Annotated in this window: 16 protein-coding genes; 5 read left to right on the top strand and 11 right to left on the bottom strand. The window is 34.4% G+C overall.

The window, feature by feature from the left end; genetic code table 11:
- Nucleotides 1-54 precede the first annotated feature (54 nt).
- From prfA to ACFSJT_RS14090, 9 genes are all read right to left on the bottom strand, one after another.
- Complete coding sequence (prfA, locus tag ACFSJT_RS14130) at nucleotides 55-1,131, bottom strand: peptide chain release factor 1 (protein WP_378320942.1); 1,077 nt, start codon at nucleotides 1,129-1,131, stop codon at nucleotides 55-57.
- Nucleotides 1,132-1,343: 212 nt separating this feature from the next.
- Nucleotides 1,344-2,525 carry an AIR synthase related protein gene (locus tag ACFSJT_RS14125; RefSeq protein ID WP_378320941.1) on the bottom strand — a complete coding sequence of 394 codons (1,182 nt, stop codon included), beginning with the start codon at nucleotides 2,523-2,525 and terminating at the stop codon, nucleotides 1,344-1,346.
- A 69-nt stretch (nucleotides 2,526-2,594) separates the two neighbouring features.
- On the bottom strand, nucleotides 2,595-4,085 hold the full coding sequence (locus ACFSJT_RS14120; protein WP_378320939.1) for a carboxypeptidase regulatory-like domain-containing protein: 1,491 nt from the start codon (nucleotides 4,083-4,085) through the stop codon (nucleotides 2,595-2,597).
- A 189-nt stretch (nucleotides 4,086-4,274) separates the two neighbouring features.
- On the bottom strand, nucleotides 4,275-5,750 hold the full coding sequence (locus ACFSJT_RS14115) for a CsgG/HfaB family protein (protein WP_378320938.1): 1,476 nt from the start codon (nucleotides 5,748-5,750) through the stop codon (nucleotides 4,275-4,277).
- 6 nt (nucleotides 5,751-5,756) lie between these two features.
- The gene (locus ACFSJT_RS14110) at nucleotides 5,757-6,164 is read right to left on the bottom strand and encodes a curli production assembly/transport component CsgF (RefSeq protein ID WP_378320937.1); all 408 of its coding nucleotides are present in this window, start codon (nucleotides 6,162-6,164) and stop codon (nucleotides 5,757-5,759) included.
- 11 nt (nucleotides 6,165-6,175) lie between these two features.
- The gene (locus ACFSJT_RS14105) at nucleotides 6,176-6,904 is read right to left on the bottom strand and encodes a CsgE family curli-type amyloid fiber assembly protein (protein WP_378320936.1); all 729 of its coding nucleotides are present in this window, start codon (nucleotides 6,902-6,904) and stop codon (nucleotides 6,176-6,178) included.
- A 77-nt stretch (nucleotides 6,905-6,981) separates the two neighbouring features.
- Nucleotides 6,982-7,491 carry a hypothetical protein gene (locus ACFSJT_RS14100; RefSeq protein ID WP_378320935.1) on the bottom strand — a complete coding sequence of 170 codons (510 nt, stop codon included), beginning with the start codon at nucleotides 7,489-7,491 and terminating at the stop codon, nucleotides 6,982-6,984.
- A gap of 109 nt (nucleotides 7,492-7,600) precedes the next feature.
- A complete protein-coding gene (locus ACFSJT_RS14095; RefSeq protein WP_378320934.1) occupies nucleotides 7,601-9,097 on the bottom strand; it encodes a hypothetical protein in 1,497 nt (498 codons plus the stop codon).
- 329 nt (nucleotides 9,098-9,426) lie between these two features.
- Nucleotides 9,427-11,613 (bottom strand): glutamine synthetase III family protein, encoded by a 2,187-nt coding sequence (locus tag ACFSJT_RS14090; RefSeq protein ID WP_378320933.1) that lies wholly within the window; start codon nucleotides 11,611-11,613, stop codon nucleotides 9,427-9,429.
- A gap of 220 nt (nucleotides 11,614-11,833) precedes the next feature.
- Here ACFSJT_RS14090 and ACFSJT_RS14085 point away from each other — a divergent pair, with 220 nt between their 5' ends.
- Complete coding sequence (locus ACFSJT_RS14085) at nucleotides 11,834-12,859, top strand: glutamine synthetase beta-grasp domain-containing protein (protein ID WP_378320932.1); 1,026 nt, start codon at nucleotides 11,834-11,836, stop codon at nucleotides 12,857-12,859.
- Nucleotides 12,860-12,951: 92 nt separating this feature from the next.
- On the opposite strand, the gene ACFSJT_RS14080 is transcribed toward ACFSJT_RS14085, so the two are convergent.
- A complete protein-coding gene (locus tag ACFSJT_RS14080) occupies nucleotides 12,952-13,905 on the bottom strand; it encodes a calcium/sodium antiporter (protein WP_378320931.1) in 954 nt (317 codons plus the stop codon).
- A 184-nt stretch (nucleotides 13,906-14,089) separates the two neighbouring features.
- Between ACFSJT_RS14080 and ACFSJT_RS14075 the strand changes: the two genes are divergently transcribed.
- From ACFSJT_RS14075 to ACFSJT_RS14060, 4 genes are all read left to right on the top strand, one after another.
- Nucleotides 14,090-14,446, top strand: a complete 357-nt coding sequence (locus ACFSJT_RS14075) for a BlaI/MecI/CopY family transcriptional regulator (protein WP_378320930.1) — start codon at nucleotides 14,090-14,092, stop codon at nucleotides 14,444-14,446.
- A 3-nt stretch (nucleotides 14,447-14,449) separates the two neighbouring features.
- Nucleotides 14,450-16,054, top strand: a complete 1,605-nt coding sequence (locus tag ACFSJT_RS14070) for a M56 family metallopeptidase (RefSeq protein ID WP_378320929.1) — start codon at nucleotides 14,450-14,452, stop codon at nucleotides 16,052-16,054.
- A 65-nt stretch (nucleotides 16,055-16,119) separates the two neighbouring features.
- On the top strand, nucleotides 16,120-16,272 hold the full coding sequence (locus ACFSJT_RS14065; protein ID WP_378320928.1) for an SsrA-binding protein: 153 nt from the start codon (nucleotides 16,120-16,122) through the stop codon (nucleotides 16,270-16,272).
- Between the two features lie 99 nt (nucleotides 16,273-16,371).
- Nucleotides 16,372-17,190, top strand: coding sequence for a hypothetical protein (locus tag ACFSJT_RS14060; protein WP_378320927.1), 819 nt, complete (start codon nucleotides 16,372-16,374; stop codon nucleotides 17,188-17,190).
- A 48-nt stretch (nucleotides 17,191-17,238) separates the two neighbouring features.
- Here the strand turns inward: ACFSJT_RS14060 and ACFSJT_RS14055 are convergent, their stop codons facing one another.
- Nucleotides 17,239-17,754, bottom strand: coding sequence for an adenine phosphoribosyltransferase (locus tag ACFSJT_RS14055; protein ID WP_378320926.1), 516 nt, complete (start codon nucleotides 17,752-17,754; stop codon nucleotides 17,239-17,241).
- Nucleotides 17,755-17,862: the final 108 nt, after the last annotated feature.

Raw genomic sequence — 17,862 nt, 5'->3', positions numbered from 1 at the left:
AAAAAAACCGAATCAAGATTTGATTCGGTTTTTTTGTTGAAAATTTATGAGGCATCAAAACACCTCGTTAGATTCTTTTAGTTTTTCGGTATTTTCTACTAACTGAAGTTCATCAATGATCTTTTGAATATCGCCATCGATGATATTACTCAAATCATATAACGTAAGGCCAATTCTATGATCTGTAACACGTCCTTGCGGGTAGTTATAGGTTCTAATTTTAGCAGAACGGTCTCCAGATGACACCATACTTTTCCGTTTCTCGGAATCGGCAGCTTGTTTTTTAGCCAGTTCTAGTTCGTATAATCTAGAACGCAACACTTTTAATGCTTTTTCAAGGTTTTTATGTGATGATTTCTGATCTTGACAACTTACAATCATTCCGGTAGGCTCGTGGTGTAGCTTTATCGCAGAATACGTCGTATTTACCGATTGTCCTCCAGGACCGGTAGAAGTGGTTCTTTCTATCCTTACCTCTGCCATATCGAGTTCTACGTCAAACTCTTCGGCTTCGGGTAAAACCATTACTGTCGCTGCACTGGTATGTACTCGACCCTGTGTTTCAGTTTGTGGTACGCGTTGTACGCGATGTACACCCGCTTCAAACTTCATCGTTCCATAAGCATCTTCACCATTAACCTCAAAGATAATTTCCTTGTATCCTCCACTAGTACCCTCATTAAGATCCACCACACTTGTACTCCATCCTTTACTTTCGCAATATTTTGTGTACATTCTAAACAGATCTCCTGCAAAAATACTTGCTTCATCCCCACCGGTACCAGCACGTATTTCTACCACGCAATTCTTAGCATCTTCAGGATCTTTAGGCACCAGCATAAAGCGAATCTTTTCTTCGAGATCTGGCAGCTCTTCTTTTGCTTCTTCAAGTTGCATCTTGGCCATTTCTACCATTTCGGCATCACTCCCATCGGCTATAATCTCTTCTGCTTCTTTTAAATTATTTGTAATCTCTATGTAACGATCCCGCTCATCCATAATGGCTCTGAGATCCTTGTACTCCTTATTAAGCTTAATGTATTTTTTTTGATCAGCAATGATGTCAGGCTGGATGATCAAATCGCTCACCTCGTCAAATCGTTGCTTCACAATATTTAATTTATCAATCATAGTAGTATCCTTCCTAATCTGTAGAATTTACAAAAGTACGCTTTTTTGTCCAAAGCTCATACCGCTTATCCGCATTCTACGTTTCATTTTTTAGAATAAAAAGCATAAGCATTATTTTTCCGAAGCCATAACTATGTGTTAGGAAAGCATAGTCATGGATATCCAAAACTCGACTTGATTAGACAGAAATGGGCCAGAATTATGACATAATTCTAATGATAGGTATAAGTCCCAAATTCACTTTTGATCGTAAGCTTTTTTTCTTTAGAGGCCTCTACTCTACCCACGATCTGTGCATCTACATCAAAACTTTTTGAAATTGTAATAATCTCATCGGCAATTTTCGGAGAAACATATAATTCCATTCGATGACCCATATTAAAAACCTGATACATTTCTTTCCAATTTGTGCCAGAGTTTTCCTGAATTAGTTTAAATAAGGGTGGTACATCAAATAAATTATCTTTTATAATATGTAAACTATCTATAAAATGCAAAATTTTGGTTTGTGCGCCTCCACTGCAATGCACCATGCCATGAATAGTTTTACTATCATATTTGGATAAAATCTTTTTAATAATAGGGGCATAAGTTCTTGTAGGTGACAGCACCAATTTACCGGCATCTATTGGAGCACCTTTTACAGCATCGGTAAGTTTTGTCTTACCAGAATACACAAGATCTGAAGGAACTGATGGGTCAAAACTTTCTGGATATTTCTCTGCCAAAATTTTACTGAATACATCGTGACGCGCAGACGTTAAACCATTACTTCCCATCCCACCATTGTATTCTTTTTCGTAGCTGGCTTGACCAAAAGATGCTAATCCTACAATTACATCACCCGGTTGTATGTTTGCATTATCGATGACATCCTTTCTTTTCATGCGGGCGATCACTGTAGAATCTACAATGATTGTGCGTACCAAATCGCCAACATCTGCAGTTTCACCCCCCGTTGAATGAATTTGAACTCCAAAAGATTTCAATTCTTCAAGTAATTCTTCGGTACCATTTATGATCGCCGAAATTACTTCGCCAGGGAGAAGATTTTTATTTCTCCCGATGGTTGAAGACAACATTATGTTATCTGTAGCCCCGACGCACAATAAATCATCAATATTCATGATCAAGGCATCTTGTGCGATTCCTTTCCATACAGAAATATCTCCTGTTTCTTTCCAGTACATATATGCCAAAGAAGATTTTGTTCCCGCACCATCGGCGTGCATAATGAGACAATACTCTTCATCATTAGTAAGGTAGTCAGGAACAATTTTGCAAAACGCTTTCGGAAAAAGCCCTTTATCTATATTCTTTATTGCGCTATGCACATCCTCTTTGGATGCAGAAACCCCACGTTGCGCATAACGTTTACTTACTTCTTGACTCATTGTAAATGGAAATTAAAGTGCAAAGATAGTCGAAATTCAGAATTTCGAATTCAGAATTTCAAATTATTCTTACTCCCAGTCGGGCATCATAGCATTCTCTAGCAATCCTACTCTCTCTTGTAAATCGGAAAGTAAAACTGTTTGAATGTTTCTGGGTGAAATTTCATCATTAGAAGTATTTACATAAATAATACTTGCCTCGTTAGGAGCAAAACGTGCGTCTAAATCATTGGTTCCTGATGGTTTATTCACCGAGATATCTACAGTAGGATCTCCACTAAAATTATGAATAAACATGTGAGAATCTAACCTGCGGTAGGTAGTATTCTCGGATCCCGAAACATCTCGAGTATATAATAATTGAGAGCCATCTACAGATAAGTTAATACCCCCTGCAGCACCAGCTACTCCAGATAAGATAATATTTTGAACAACGCCCGAGGTATTGATTGTGAATATTTCTACAGAGTATCCATCTAGATCATTTGTTTTTATGGCAATGATTCCGGTATTCTCGTTCTTATCTACTTCGGTGATCAGATTGCCATTGGTAGTTTGATATACCAGACTTAAACCGCTTCCGGTTGTATTTATTGAATATAATTTATCCTGATTAGGAAATAACAATTTAGATCCGTTAGCATCCCAAGAAAAATCAACTTCTTCTAAATTAAATCCAGACACTCCAACTTGAGAAGTAACTTGCCTAACATCTGACCCATCTTCGTTCATTGTAAATAAATGCGTTTGCGAACCGACCGATTGTAAAAATGCAATCTTTCCTGTGGTTGGATTTCTCCTTGGTCTAAAACTATTTTTTGAAATAGAAGTTAGGGCTATCTCTGTCCCTCCACTCTCGTCTGCAGAATAAATGACACTATTCCCCTCTACTAATCGGGTAAAAACAATTCTATTATTAGGAGGGTTGGTTGTTGTAAATGCAAAAGTTGTACTATTAACTGGATCATTAATCTCATCGTTTGAACTTACTTGCCAAAAATATTTTGTTCTATATGAAAGACCAGTAATGGTAAAGGTTGTATCGGCTATGTTCTCAAATACTTCTACAGTAGCATTATCCTCATTTCTTAAACTAACCGTAAATAAAAGTGTATCGTCATCGGGATCATCTGCGCTCCAAACCAATTGCAAATCTACCGGAAGATCTTCTGTATTATCTGCTGGTGAAAGAAGCGTGGCCGCATCTGGAGGTCGATTACCAGCACTTTCTATATCCATTTCAAAAACTACTTCTAATTCGATATCTGCAATAATGGTTATACCTTCAAAAACCGCCAGTAGTCCTTCTTTTTGTGCAGATAATGAATAATCACCAGCGGGTACATTTTCTAAGAGATAAAACCCTTCGGCATTCGTAAAAACTGTACTAGATCCTGGATTGGTCGATATTTTTACGTTTTCTAAAGGCTCATTAGTCCCTACCTGTACCACTCTTCCTTTTACAGATCCCAAACCTTCTAAATCAATAGTATCCTCACTACAAGAAATTGTAACTAACACTGTTAAAACACTTACTACTTTAATGATAAATCCTTTCATTTATTTATGCATATTTTTTTTAAAGTCATACTTCGACATAGCGCTATACAAGAATTGAATTTGCCTAAAACAATTTTGATCAGATCCACTTCATTACGGCTTATTTGCCACGTTTTAATTTTAGTTCCCGCTTTATAAACGGAATAAATTCGATTATACCCAAATATCTTAGGCCATCCTAATTCTATATTACCCTCTTGGTTTTAAATTTTCTTTTCTAATTTTTCGATTTCTCTCCCTAAGTTCTTTAAGCTTTACACCGTCCTCCTTCTTTTTCTTTCTTTCTTTTTTGTTCATTTTAATTGGATTGTCGAAATACCAATTAAGTCCAAAAGAAAAATTAAAATACTGATCATCTCTCTTTCCTTGCGATATGTTATCTAATTTATCGCCCAAAATGACACTGTGAGTAGCATTAATTGATAGTCCGATATTATTAGAAACCAAATACTCCAGCCCTCCGCCATACTGAAATTTAAAAAATGTTCTATCAAAATCATCGGTATTTACATTTCCCATTCCACCAAAAAAGAATGGTGACAATTTTTCAAAAGGTAAAAGTGTTACTTCTGCATTGAGATCAATAGCATTAAACCCTTCTGAAAATGCATTTTGATTAGTAAGCTCAAATTTATTAATGCTGGCATTAACATTTAGAAAAGGATTAAAATAATATCTAGCTCCTGCTCTTACAGAATATGATAATTCAGGACTATTGTAATCTCCGTTAATTAATGCTGTTCCTCCTTTAATAAAAATAGATTTTTTACCTCTTCTTTCCTTAAAATAGCGTTCGTATAATGCCGTATTATGAGCTTCGTCTTGTTCTGCCTTATAATTTGTAATTATGTCATTTACAGTTTGCGTATCTGAATTTGCTGCCCATAATTTATCTTCGATCCCTTCTATAATTAAAGATTCTACTGCTTTCTCTATAGCTTCTGATACTGCCATTTGAGTGGGTTCATTCTTTGTAAATCCGGTTTCAGCCTCGAGTAACCTCCTGAAAGTAACATATCTAAAGAAATTGGCATCAAGTGCTTGTGATAGTATAGTTTTAGACACATAAACAGTCTTTAGAATCTTACCACTTGATGTTGATACGGCTCTTAAATAAACCGTAATTCTGTCTTGCCTATATTGAGTTGATGCTCCTACTCCAAAGTATCTTGCGCCTAAACCTCCTGTAATTATATTCGTGTCATAAGATACAATCCCTCCTTCAAGAATAATTCCTGCATATAGCAAAGGTGGTAATTGTGGTTCATCAGGGTTTTTATTTTTTCTATATTCTTTTCTGGTGGAACGGATAATGTTACGTTCATTAAGCAGGTTACTCAAATTTTCTCTTTCGATTGGCACAAACCATTTTGAGTCTTCTAAGGCTTTAATCAGGATTGTTGTAGCCCCTTGGGTAACTGCCGTGCTAAATGTGCTACCGGTTTCTGTGGGTTTATATTGACCTGTTTGATCTCGAAATTTATACACTCCTACTACCACTGGCTCTATCGGGTTTGGAAAATCTCTCAAGGTTTTGGTAACTTTTGTACTCTCGCCCATTCTTGCATTTTCTATAACAATTGGCTGATTGAAGTATGCTCCACATCCTGATAATAAAAGTGCGCAAGAAATTATTGCAATTACTTTATAAAATTTATAGTGCATTAAAAATTAATTAGGAATTATTACTTGGGATTGATCTCCTGTACTTGTATCCAAAATATTGATGACTAAGCCTTCTCCCGAGGGAAAGATTTCTATAAATAAAGTACCAAAACTAAAAGTTCCTTCGGTAAGACCATCTTGTCCAAATTGTTCATTAAATAAGGATCTTGATATCTGATTAAGTAATTGATTATTGAGGTTTTCAGTGAACCTCTCCAAATCCGATTGCTGGTTTCTGCCAGCATCTTCATCATCTGTAAAGGTATTCTGAGCTTCTGCAGAACTCAAAAGCCACTGATAGTTAAAAGTATCACCTCCAAACGCTGGATTTACCGGTCGGTATACTAAATCTTGCCCGAAAGAAAAGGTACAGATCGAGAAGGTGAAAAATAGTGGTATAAGTATAGATTTCATTCTTATGATTCTTAATATTGGAAAATATCGTTTTTCTGCTTTTTAAGATCCTTAAAATATTTAAACACTTTCCTTACTGCAATTTTCGACATTTGTTCTAAATATTCCAAATCGGGTTTGCTAATAAATTGATGAATAACAATGTCTTCTATCTTGACTTGAAGTATAGTGGTGCGTCCAAAACTTAATGTCTCATATACACCAACTATTTTGTTGCCGTTTATTTGATTAAGAGAATAAGAATTATAAAAAAACTCATAAAAATCTCTGCCAGGTTTTGTTTTCGTTTCTTCTATAACAATACCTTTCAACTCTACACCATCATCAGATGTATCTTCTGCCTCAACTTTTTCTGCTTCTCTTTGTACTTCTTCGTTAAATGCAAAACGGTCTTTTGCTATTATTTTATCGTCCTCGTAAATAAGTAAGAGCACCACAATTTTGTTGGGGTCGTTGCTACTCATGGTTCCACTGGAAAGCTCTTTCGTTTCATTTGCCTCTAGAGTAAATCTTTCTTCTTGACTATTTTTTGAAATATTATTTTGAGCATCTGTTCTGAAAACGGTTAGTATATACCTTAAACTCTTATAGACTTCTGTAGTATTGGTAGCAGTGGCAACCGCGGTAATGGTTTCATCTACCATTTCTGTTTTAATCTTCGCTATTACCTCAGTATTTGTGTGCTGGGCAATTGAAACCTGAAAAACCAGTAAAAGAAGTATTAAAAGTTTTGGTTTCATTAGTTCATTTTATAGTTTTCAATTGTAAGATAGTTTTAATAGTATCGAAACACTATTGAATATTTTTCTTTAAAATATTAAAAACTCCTAACAATTATAGTTCGAGCTTCACCTGTCATTTTGAATTTTAAATTTTTTGAAAGCTCATTAGTTCCAAAACGTTCAAAAATCAAATTATCTCCTTCTTGAATTAGCTCTAAACTAGTAGATGCATTTGGATTGAAAGAAAAATCGTATACGATATTATTATTACCTGTTTGAGTGATTAATTTTTCAATCTCTCTTGCTGATTCTTCTATTTCCACTTTATTTTCATTTCCATTCTGAAAAATATTAATATCTGATGACTCTGCTACGATGTTAGATATTGCAGAATTGTTAGCTCCTATTTGTTGGATAAAAACTGTATTTGTTCCTGTGGCAATAGATGAAAAATCTTGTCTTCCCTGAAACTCAATATTGTTTATTTGCAACAGTGTGATAAATTTATCCTGATCTGTAATCAAGATCTCATTTTCCTTATTCACATCCTGGGCAAATGATATTGTGGTACAGAATATTAAAAATGCGAAAGCCCTCATGTACATATTGGTATCCTTTTTTCAATTCTAAAAAAATGAAGAATAGAGTCATGCCCTTATTTTTAATATAAGCATAACTCTATTCAATATATAAAATTTTAATCAATCTTTACGATTAAAATCCATTTTGATTTACTACTGCAGAGTTATTAGTTCCTGCTTGAATTATAGTACTAGTATTAAGATCTCCTAACTGAGTAACAAAAGTACTATTATTAACGCCAGTTTGAATATCCTGTGCGAAGTTACCATTTCCAAATTGGAAGATATCACTTGTATTTGTTGTTCCTAGTTGATCAGAAACTGCGATATTCTCATCTCCAAATTGAAATTGAAGTACTAGATTACTCTCTCCATCTTGTACAGATTCAGTAATATTACCATTTCCAAACTGAAATTGATCTGCAACATTTTCTCCTCCAAAAGTAAGAAGGTTTTGCGTCGCAACTGCGGCATTTCCAATTCCTGTTTGTTCTTGAATGATCGTATTATTATCCTCTTCATGTCTTGCAAAAGCGTCATTGCCTTCACCAGTTTGAGTTTGCTCTATAAGACCTCCTCTGGAAGTAAAGAAAAATCCTCCTTGTACCGCTTCTGCATTATTACCCATACCGGATTGTGTTTGAACCGCAATATTATCTGTTCCCGACTGTGTTACATCAGCGAAGTTTTCATCACCATTCTGAAACTGGTCTGAAATATTATTGCTTCCATTTTGAGATGCAATAGCAGTATTCCCGTTACCTAATTGAATTTGGATTGCGAAGTTATCACCTCCAAAAGATCCTAGGTTTTGTACAGCACTTGCACGGTTTGCATCTCCTAATTGCCCTTGAAGAATCGTGTTATTATCTTCTTCATGATTTGCAAACGCATCATTTTCGTTTCCAATTTGTACTTGCTGCACTTCTCCACCTCTAGAGTCAAAAAAACTGCTTCCTTGTAAAGAAGTTGCCGTGTTTCCTCCTCCTTGTTGATCCTGGATCAAAACGTTATTAGTTCCCCACTGCTCTGCTGTTGCAAGATTGGCATCACCCACTTGTATTTGCTGAGCTTCATTAAAATCTCCAATTTGAGCAATAGAAGAAGTATTGAAAGCCCCTTCCTGACTACTGTCACTGAAATTAAAAATCCCTTCCTGTAAAGCAGTAGCAGAGTTTTCATCCCCAACCTGCGCCTGGAATGCTGTGTTTAAAATACCTTCCTGAGAAATTGTTGCTGTATTCCCATTTCCCTCTTGAAGTTGATCAGCCAAATTTCCTCCTCCAAAAAGAGCTAAATTCTGAGTTGCTGTAGCTGAGTTTCCATCGCCAATCTGCATCTGATAAATTTGATTTAAGTCCTCCTCATGTTGAGCAGTAGCAGTATTTTTGTTTCCGATTTGGGTTTGTTCTACAACACCATTTCTAGAAGCAAATAAAGTACTCCCCTGATTTGCCGTTGCCGTGTTGGCCATCCCTTCTTGTACTGTTGTAGAAGAATTTGTATCACCTACTTGGATGACATCAGCAACGTTATCCTCCCCCGTTTGAGTAACATTACTTGTGTTCGATTGTGCAAACATCACTGTAGCACTTAATAAAGTTGCTAGACTAAGAATTACTGTTTTCATACGTAATATAAATTAAAATGATTAATGAGTTTACTAATTTAAAATCTACATAAGCCCTTATAAAGAAATAGAAGAATCTAATCTTTATAATCTGAATAAGTAAAAATTTTGTTTGGGGGACTCTAAGGGGTATTGTCAAAAAAGTTCCTTTTTGACATTGACAAATTTATGAAAATATTAAGGCTGTTTTTACGAATTTTTTAACTATTCGATGAAATACATAAAAAAAAAGTCATAAAAAGAGATTTCTATGACTTTTAAAAGGTTTGCGAAAAACGGGTTTTAGATAAAAAACCCTTAACAAAAACACAACGTAAGTTAATTCTTACCTATCTGGTAAACAGAAGCTCACGATATTTAGTCAATGGCCATAGTTCATCATCTACTAATAGTTCTAATTTATCACAACTGTATCTAATTTCATCAAACAGCGGTTTTACCTTATTACAATAATCTGCTGCCTTTTTCTCTAAATCTGTTAATTTGTTTGCTTTTCTGCGTTGATCTGTCATCTCATTAACTTTGGTATTAATTTTACCGATATGTCCTGATATTTCTTCAATAATTTCCATTTGTTCCTTTGCATACTTTTTAAAATCGCTATCGTAAAGCTCTTTAAGACCAGAAACATTATTGATGAGCATGTTTTGGTATCGTATTGCCGTTGGGATGACATGATTACGTGCGATATCCCCTAACACTCGTCCTTCTATTTGGATACGCATTACATATTCTTCTATTTCTATTTCATAACGAGCCTTGGCTTCAATTTCATTCATGACTCCCATCTCTTCAAAAAGGTTAATATTTTTGGCAGAGACTTTTGCCTTTAATGCTTCAGGAGTAGTTTTATTATTACTTAACCCCCTTTTTTTTGCTTCTTTTTCCCAATCTGCACTATAGCCGTTTCCTTCGAAAAGAATATTTTTAGATTGCTTAATATACTCTCGCAATACGTTAAAAATAGCTTCATCTTTTTTTAATCCTTTTTCATCAATCAAAATATCAACTTCTTTTTTAAAGTCAACCAATTGCTTAGCCACTATCGTGTTAAGGATTGTCATTGGGTTTGCACAGTTAGCTTTTGAGCCTACAGCTCTAAATTCAAATTTATTTCCTGTAAACGCAAATGGAGAAGTTCTGTTTCTGTCTGTATTATCTAATAAAATTTCGGGTATTTTACCTACTACATTAAGTTTGAGATCGGTCTTTTCTTTTGGTGACAATTTACCGTCGGTTACCCCTTCCAACTCTTTTAATACAGCAGTTAACTGCTCCCCTATAAACACCGACATAATTGCAGGAGGAGCTTCGTTGGCTCCTAATCGGTGATCATTACTGGCAGAAGCAATACCTGCCCTCATTAATTCTTCATTTTCATTAATAGCCTTTATAGTATTAATAAAAAATGTCAAAAACTGCAGATTACTCATTGGTGTTTTTCCGGGACCTAGTAAATTAACCCCTGTATTTGTGCTAAGGGACCAATTATTATGTTTACCCGACCCATTAACTCCTGCAAAAGGCTTTTCGTGTAATAAAACTCTAAGCTTATGCCTATCAGCAACTTTATCCATAATATCCATCAAAAGAGAATTATGATCCACTGCTAGATTAGTCTCTTCATAGATAGGTGCTAACTCAAATTGATTAGGGGCAACCTCATTATGCCTTGTTTTTACAGGAATTCCTAGCTTCATACATTCAACTTCCAAATCCATCATAAAATTCAAGGCTCGGGTTGGAATGCTACCAAAATAGTGATCATCCAACTGTTGACCTTTTGCTGAAGAGTGACCAAGCAGTGTTCTACCAGTCATCACGATATCAGGCCTGGATTGTACCAATGCATGATCTATTAAAAAATACTCTTGTTCCCATCCTAAAGAAGCATTAACCTTTTTTACATTTTTATCGAAATACTTAGATACCGCTGTTGCTGCATGATCAATGGCCTGTAGCGCTCTTAACAAAGGCGTTTTATAGTCCAGTGCTTCTCCTGTATATGCGACAAACACGGTTGGTATACATAGTGTAGTACCATAAATAAAAGCGGGTGAGGTAGGATCCCATGCAGTATAACCCCTGGCTTCAAATGTATTTCTGATACCACCATGAGGAAACGAAGACGCATCTGGCTCTTGTTGTACCAATTGGCCCCCGCCAAATTTTTCTATAGCTTGTCCATTACCAATCGTTTCGAAAAAGGCGTCATGCTTTTCTGCTGTTGCTCCTGTTAATGGCTGAAACCAATGTGTATAATGCGTTACCCCTTTGGACAATGCCCAATCTTTCATCGCTGATGCTATTTGATCAGCAATTCTACGGTCAATTTTAGAACCATTTTCTATAGCATCCATCACGCTACTATATGCATCTTTGGTTAGAGATTGCAGCATTGTGGTATGGTTGAATACATTTTCACCAAATAAAGTAGAACGGCGTTCTGTTTCAGTAACTACTACAGAGCTACGATTTAATGTTTCTTTTAGGGCTTGAAATCTAAGTGTTGACATAATTGAGTGAGTTTTACCGCAAAGATAAAATAAGTTTCTATTGTTAATATGAAAAATATACACTTTTAAAATTGAATATTTTCAAAAATACCCCCTAAAAAAGTAGGGTGTTAATAAAAATGATTATAACTTCAACTTAAATACCCCTATTTTTTTTGCATATATAGAAAGATGAATTAATTTTGACTCCTTTAAGAGTTCAATTTATAAAGTGTTAATTATGAGTAAAGCTAAATTAGAGTACATTTGGCTAGATGGTTACAAACCAACTGCTAATCTAAGAAGTAAAACAAAAATTGAAGAAGATTTTAGCGGAAAGCTAGAAGATTGTCCGATTTGGTCTTTCGATGGTAGTTCTACAAAACAAGCTGAAGGTGGATCTTCAGACTGTTTATTAAAACCTGTAGCTATATATCCTGATCCTACAAGAAGAAATGGATATTTAGTAATGACTGAAGTTTTAAATGCAGACGGAACACCGCACGAATCTAATGCAAGAGCCACTATTGATGACAATGATAATGACTTTTGGTTTGGCTTTGAACAAGAGTACTTTATTATGGACAAGAACACTCAGCTGCCATTAGGATTTCCTGTAGGCGGTTATCCTGGTCCACAAGGTATGTATTATTGTTCTGTTGGAGGAAGAAATACACATGGTAGAAGTTTTGTAGAAGAACATGCTGATCTTTGTATTGATGCAGGGCTTAATTTTGAAGGCATTAATCAGGAGGTTGCTAGTGGACAATGGGAATTCCAGTTGTTTGCAAAAGGAGCCAAGAAAGCAGGAGATGAAATTTGGATTGCTCGTTATTTATTAGACCGCCTTACTGAAAAATATGGATATTACATAGAGTATCACCCAAAACCTATAAAAGGAGATTGGAATGGTTCTGGTATGCATGCAAACTTCTCTAACTCGGTATTGAGAACTTGTGGTTCTAAGGAAATATATGAGACAATTTGTGAGGCATTCAGACCAGTTACCAAAGAACACATCTCTGTTTATGGAGAATTTAATGATCAAAGATTAACAGGTGAGCATGAAACGCAATCTATTAATGAATTCTCATATGGAGTTTCGGATAGAGGTGCTTCGATTAGAATTCCTATTATTACCGTAGAAAACGGATGGAAAGGATGGTTAGAAGATCGTCGCCCTGCATCTAATGGTGACCCCTACAAAATTGCCGCAAGAATTGTTAAGACTGTTAAAACAGCAGATGTTGAAGCCATGTTAGCATAAGATAAAAAGCAACTATCTATCATAAAGGTTAAACGCAAAAAACCTCTGAAAAATTTTTCAGAGGTTTTTTTATATTCTTTGGTGTTTGAATTTTATTTCACAAAAACCAAAGCTATGAAAATGCAATACGCTACAAAAATTAATAACCCTTTTGGGCGTCCCAAAACCATTCTTTTGGGAACAAATGCTAATGGAAGCAAAATTATGGCAAAACCAAGCATCCAATAGATATTAACACTCATTAAAGCCTCATCTTTAACTGCAATAGGCTGAATTAATGATGTAATCCCCAAGACTGATGCGATATTAAAGATATTTGATCCTATAAGATTTCCTAAAGAGATTGCCTTTTCTTGTTTGAGTGCTGCAATCACAGAGGCCGCCAATTCAGGTACACTTGTACCTACTGCAATTAAAGTGACGGCTATCACTCCCTCGCTTACCCCTAATTTTAGGGCTATATTTTCTGCTCCATTTACCAATAATTCTGATCCAAAATAAAGTGCAACTCCTCCAATCAATAACCAAATCAATATTTTGAAGTTGGAGGTCTTTTGCAGAGAATCATCAACCTCTTCGAGCATAGCATCAGAAAATTTTCTGGCACGTCTGATTAATAAAAAAAGATATACCAATAATGACGAAACCAAAATAAGCCCTTCAATCTGACTTAAAACTCCATCATTTCCCAGAAGCAGATATAATGCAAATGATAGTATTACCATTACTGGCCAGTTAAACTTATAAAAATCCTTATCGATTGCTAATGGTCCTATGATCGCGGTAATTCCCAATACTAATCCGATATTCGCTATGTTAGATCCAACAACATTTCCTAAGGATATATCAGATAATCCGCCTAAAGCAGCCTGAATACTTACTAACAGCTCTGGTGCAGAGGTCGCAAAAGAAACAACAGTTAAACCAATAACCATTTTTGAAAGCTTGAGTCTAAAAGATAATGCGACCGAAGATCTAACCAAAAACTCCCCACCTACTACAAGAAGAACAAGCCCAATTAATACGTAAAGTATACTTACTACCATAGCATAATATTTGATTGCGAAGATAAAATAAGTATCTGTTAGTTCTATAAATACAAAGCGTATTTTTATAAGGTTTTAGATAAAATTTAGCTTAAAAAACTATAAAAATAGTTAAATAACTATAAAAATAGTTGTGAAACTATAAATTTAGTTATAGATTTGATCATAATTAATTAAATTTCTAATGGAAAAACTAACAAATAAAGAAGAAGAAATCATGCATGCCATATGGGAGTTAGAAAGAGCTTTTGCAAAAGAGGTACAAGCAAGATTAGGGAACACCTTACATTATAATACGGTGTCTACAATTATCAGAAACCTCGAAGACAAGGGATATGTCGGACATCAAGCTTTTGGTAAAACACATCAATACTTTCCTATTGTTACCAAAGAAGAATATAGAAATCATTTTGTAAGTAAAGCAATGACACAATACTTTAATAACTCGTATAAGAATATGGTATCTTTTTTTGCAAAAGAAGAAAAAATTACCGCTGAAGAGTTACGCGAAATTTTGAAAGTAATAGAGCAAAACGAGTAAATCATGGAAACCATATTAATTTATCTATTTAAATCAAGTGTAGTCCTTACAATATTTTATGTTACGTACTACTTTTTACTTAGAAAAGATACTTTTTTTAATATTAACAGACATTTTTTATTAATAGGGGTTATTGTTTCATTATTACTTCCTTTTTTAGAATTTACCACTGTTAAGTTCATTGAATCTCCTAACTTTTATATTGCAGAATCAAATCCATCTAAAATCATAAATACTACTCCAGAATCATGGGATTGGTGGCTTATTGGTGGTATAGTATACTGTATTGGAATATTATTATTTGCCATACGTTTTGTTATTCAACTGCTATCCCTAAAAAAATTAGTTACGGGTAACTTAACCAAAAAACGGGGGAATTATAATTTAATAGAAGTTACCGAAGATATTGCCCCTTTTTCATTCTTTGGTTACATAGTATATAATCCAACTCTACATTCAAAAAAAGAACTAAACATGATTCTTGAACATGAAAAGATTCATGTGACTCAATATCATACCATCGATATCCTGATTATTAACCTTCTTATGATTTTTCAATGGATCAATCCCTTTGTTTGGCTTTATAAAAAAAGCTTAGAGCAAAACCTTGAATTTATTGCAGATCGTGAAGCGATTAACCAACTAAAATCTAAAAAAGAGTACCAATTAACTTTAGTAAGTGTATCATCAAAAAATTACGCTGCTATTGCCAATAATTTTTATCATTCATTAATCAAAAAACGAATCGTTATGTTAAACAAGCAAACTTCTCAAAACAAAAAATTATGGAGAATCATCTTAATTCTGCCATTATTAAGTCTATTTCTATGGGGCTTTAATACCAAAGAAATAGTCAAGATCCAGCAAGATCATATCATTAATTCTACCGCTTTAGAAAAAGCTACTTCTAAAAAAGATAAAGAAAAGGTAGTTAAATTTATGATAAATAAGAACTCTTCAAAACAGGATTTTGACAACATCAAAAAAACTTTAAAGAATGATTTTAATGTAGAAATTAAGTTCTCAGATATTGAAAGAAACAATAATAAAGAAATCACTGGAATTAAAGTTGCGATCACTTCCTCAGGGAGTAGCACGAATTATGCAATAAAGGATAAGAATCCCATTAGTGCGTTTATTATTTCATATAATAGTAAAACAGACAGTATTCATATCGGTGCGTCAGAAAGTAATCATAATTTTGTTATGATGAATTCAAAAAAGCATGGTAAAAACAAAATTCTTGAAATTCACACTGATGACGAAGACGAGGAACACGATTTTATCTTTTCCGGAACCGGAAAAAGTAAAGTAGTTATAATAAAGGACAAAGATGGAAAAGTAATAACAGAAGATATTCATGGTGATTCTGAAGAAATTTTCGAAATCCGTAAAAAAGATGGTAATACTTTTGCTGTGATCACTGGAAATGATGGTAAGAACCCTTTATTATTTATAGATGGAAAAGAATCTACCAAAGAGAACATGGAGAAACTAGATTCTGATGATATAGAAAGTGTTAATGTCTTAAAAGGTAAAAGTGCTATCAAAAAATATGGTAAAAAAGCTGAAAATGGAGTGATAGAAATTACCACCAAAGAGAATTAACTTTACTCAGACATAAATCATAATAAACTCGCTTTATGTAAGCGAGTTTTTGTTATTTTCGTGTTATGGAAAAACGATTATTTTCAGTTCTAGCAAAAATCAACAAGGCAATCCTTCCCAGCTTTACAAAAAGACGTTTAGATCTAAGTAAAGCTTCCAAACTACAATTGCTAATCTTTGGCTGGAGACTATATGTGACCAAAAAGGCCTTAGGCTAACTCCAAATTTTTCACAAACATTTTGCAACACATACTAGCTTTTTTCGTACTTAAGACGAAGTGTTATATCATAAAATAAATAACCTTAAAATATTTAGTATGAAAAAATGGATTATTCTGGGAATAGGCATACTAGGTACGCTTTCCCTCATGGCTTTTACCGATACCCAACATGAACAGATAGTAATGAGTAATTCACAATCTGATGAGATTACTGCAATAATCAACAAAGACACAACCGAAAAAGAACTGGAAGATCTACAAACTTTCTTTGCTGAAAACGGGATCGAATTAATCATTAAAAAAATCGAATATAACGATAAGAATGAGCTAACCAGTTTAAGTATCATTCTTAAGAAAGGAAATTCTAAGAGCCAATATTCTTCTTCATCAAACACTCCTATCTCTGAAATTGAGTTAGGCTATAAAAACGATAATTTATATATCAACAATTCTGGAATTTTTGATATTGCAGCATGGAGAAATCAATCAGGTTTTAGTTATCCTCAAATCGATATGGATAGCCTGATGAAAAAACACAACTTTGCATTTAATTTTGATTTTGACAAGGACAATGATTCTTTATTCTTTAAAGGTAATTTTGATGTTCAAAAACTAAAAGACCAAATCATGAAGTCTTTTACTTTTGAAGAAGATGAAGATGGTAATTTCATTTTTAATGGACAACAGTTCAGTCCTTTTCAGAATAATAAAAGCAAAAAGTTCAGCTTTATTGATAACCCTGATATTGAGAAGCTAATTATTATTGACGGAAAAGAAGCTGATTTTGAAACCTTAGATAATCTAGCAAAAACAGATAAGCTTGACGAGGTTGATTTTCTTAAGCCCGAAACTGCTGTTAGTGTTTATGGAGATAAAGCAAAAGATGGTGCCATTATCGCTACTACCAAAAAATAGTAGTTTTTATAGAGTTTGATTTGGGCCTTCATTTCTTGAAGGCTTTTTTTATTCATATGTTACCAATGCAGAAACTGGTGCATTTAATCTATTTCTGCCATTCAAAAAATCAAGTTCCATAATAAAATTACACTGCACGACAATTCCACCCAGGTCTTCTACCAACTTGCATACAGCATCTGCAGTACCTCCTGTCGCGAGTACATCATCATGAATAAGAACGTGCTCTCCCTTTTTGATAGCATCGATATGAATCTCGAGTGTATCATGGCCATACTCAAGTCCATAATCCTTTGATTTTACCTGGTATGGAAGCTTTCCCTTTTTACGAACCGGTACAAATCCTGCTCCCAAACGTTCTGCAATCATAGCTCCGATTATAAAGCCTCTGGATTCGATACCAATTACTTTATCAATCTTCATATTTTTAGGAGAAAGCTCGGCTAACATATTAGCGCACCCTACCAAAGCATCATGATTCGATAGTAATGGAGTGATATCTTTAAATAGAATTCCGGGTTTTGGAAAATCTGCTATATCTCGTATGTAATCTTCTAAGTTCATGATATGCTTTGATTATGGTTCAAATATACCATAGAATATCGAACTGGTGTTGATTCTTAAATCAAAAAATATTTAGCTAAAATATGCTTGGGCAGTTGAATAAAAACA

The organism is Aquimarina celericrescens, from assembly GCF_042682765.1.
Lineage (GTDB): Bacteria > Bacteroidota > Bacteroidia > Flavobacteriales > Flavobacteriaceae > Aquimarina > Aquimarina celericrescens.
Note: the sequence above shows the minus strand (reverse complement) of the source record. Positions and strands in the feature narration are given on the sequence as shown.

Excerpts from the sequence above, each read along its gene's own strand:
- prfA (WP_378320942.1), bottom strand. The coding sequence starts at position 1,131 with ATGATTGATAAATTAAATATTGTGAAGCAACGATTTGACGAGGTGAGC.
- ACFSJT_RS14125 (WP_378320941.1), bottom strand. The coding sequence starts at position 2,525 with ATGAGTCAAGAAGTAAGTAAACGTTATGCGCAACGTGGGGTTTCTGCA.
- ACFSJT_RS14120 (WP_378320939.1), bottom strand. The coding sequence starts at position 4,085 with ATGAAAGGATTTATCATTAAAGTAGTAAGTGTTTTAACAGTGTTAGTT.
- ACFSJT_RS14115 (WP_378320938.1), bottom strand. The coding sequence starts at position 5,750 with ATGCACTATAAATTTTATAAAGTAATTGCAATAATTTCTTGCGCACTT.
- ACFSJT_RS14110 (WP_378320937.1), bottom strand. The coding sequence starts at position 6,164 with ATGAAATCTATACTTATACCACTATTTTTCACCTTCTCGATCTGTACC.
- ACFSJT_RS14105 (WP_378320936.1), bottom strand. The coding sequence starts at position 6,904 with ATGAAACCAAAACTTTTAATACTTCTTTTACTGGTTTTTCAGGTTTCA.
- ACFSJT_RS14100 (WP_378320935.1), bottom strand. The coding sequence starts at position 7,491 with ATGTACATGAGGGCTTTCGCATTTTTAATATTCTGTACCACAATATCA.
- ACFSJT_RS14095 (WP_378320934.1), bottom strand. The coding sequence starts at position 9,097 with ATGAAAACAGTAATTCTTAGTCTAGCAACTTTATTAAGTGCTACAGTG.
- ACFSJT_RS14090 (WP_378320933.1), bottom strand. The coding sequence starts at position 11,613 with ATGTCAACACTTAGATTTCAAGCCCTAAAAGAAACATTAAATCGTAGC.
- ACFSJT_RS14085 (WP_378320932.1), top strand. The coding sequence starts at position 11,834 with ATGAGTAAAGCTAAATTAGAGTACATTTGGCTAGATGGTTACAAACCA.
- ACFSJT_RS14080 (WP_378320931.1), bottom strand. The coding sequence starts at position 13,905 with ATGGTAGTAAGTATACTTTACGTATTAATTGGGCTTGTTCTTCTTGTA.
- ACFSJT_RS14075 (WP_378320930.1), top strand. The coding sequence starts at position 14,090 with ATGGAAAAACTAACAAATAAAGAAGAAGAAATCATGCATGCCATATGG.
- ACFSJT_RS14070 (WP_378320929.1), top strand. The coding sequence starts at position 14,450 with ATGGAAACCATATTAATTTATCTATTTAAATCAAGTGTAGTCCTTACA.
- ACFSJT_RS14065 (WP_378320928.1), top strand. The coding sequence starts at position 16,120 with ATGGAAAAACGATTATTTTCAGTTCTAGCAAAAATCAACAAGGCAATC.
- ACFSJT_RS14060 (WP_378320927.1), top strand. The coding sequence starts at position 16,372 with ATGAAAAAATGGATTATTCTGGGAATAGGCATACTAGGTACGCTTTCC.
- ACFSJT_RS14055 (WP_378320926.1), bottom strand. The coding sequence starts at position 17,754 with ATGAACTTAGAAGATTACATACGAGATATAGCAGATTTTCCAAAACCC.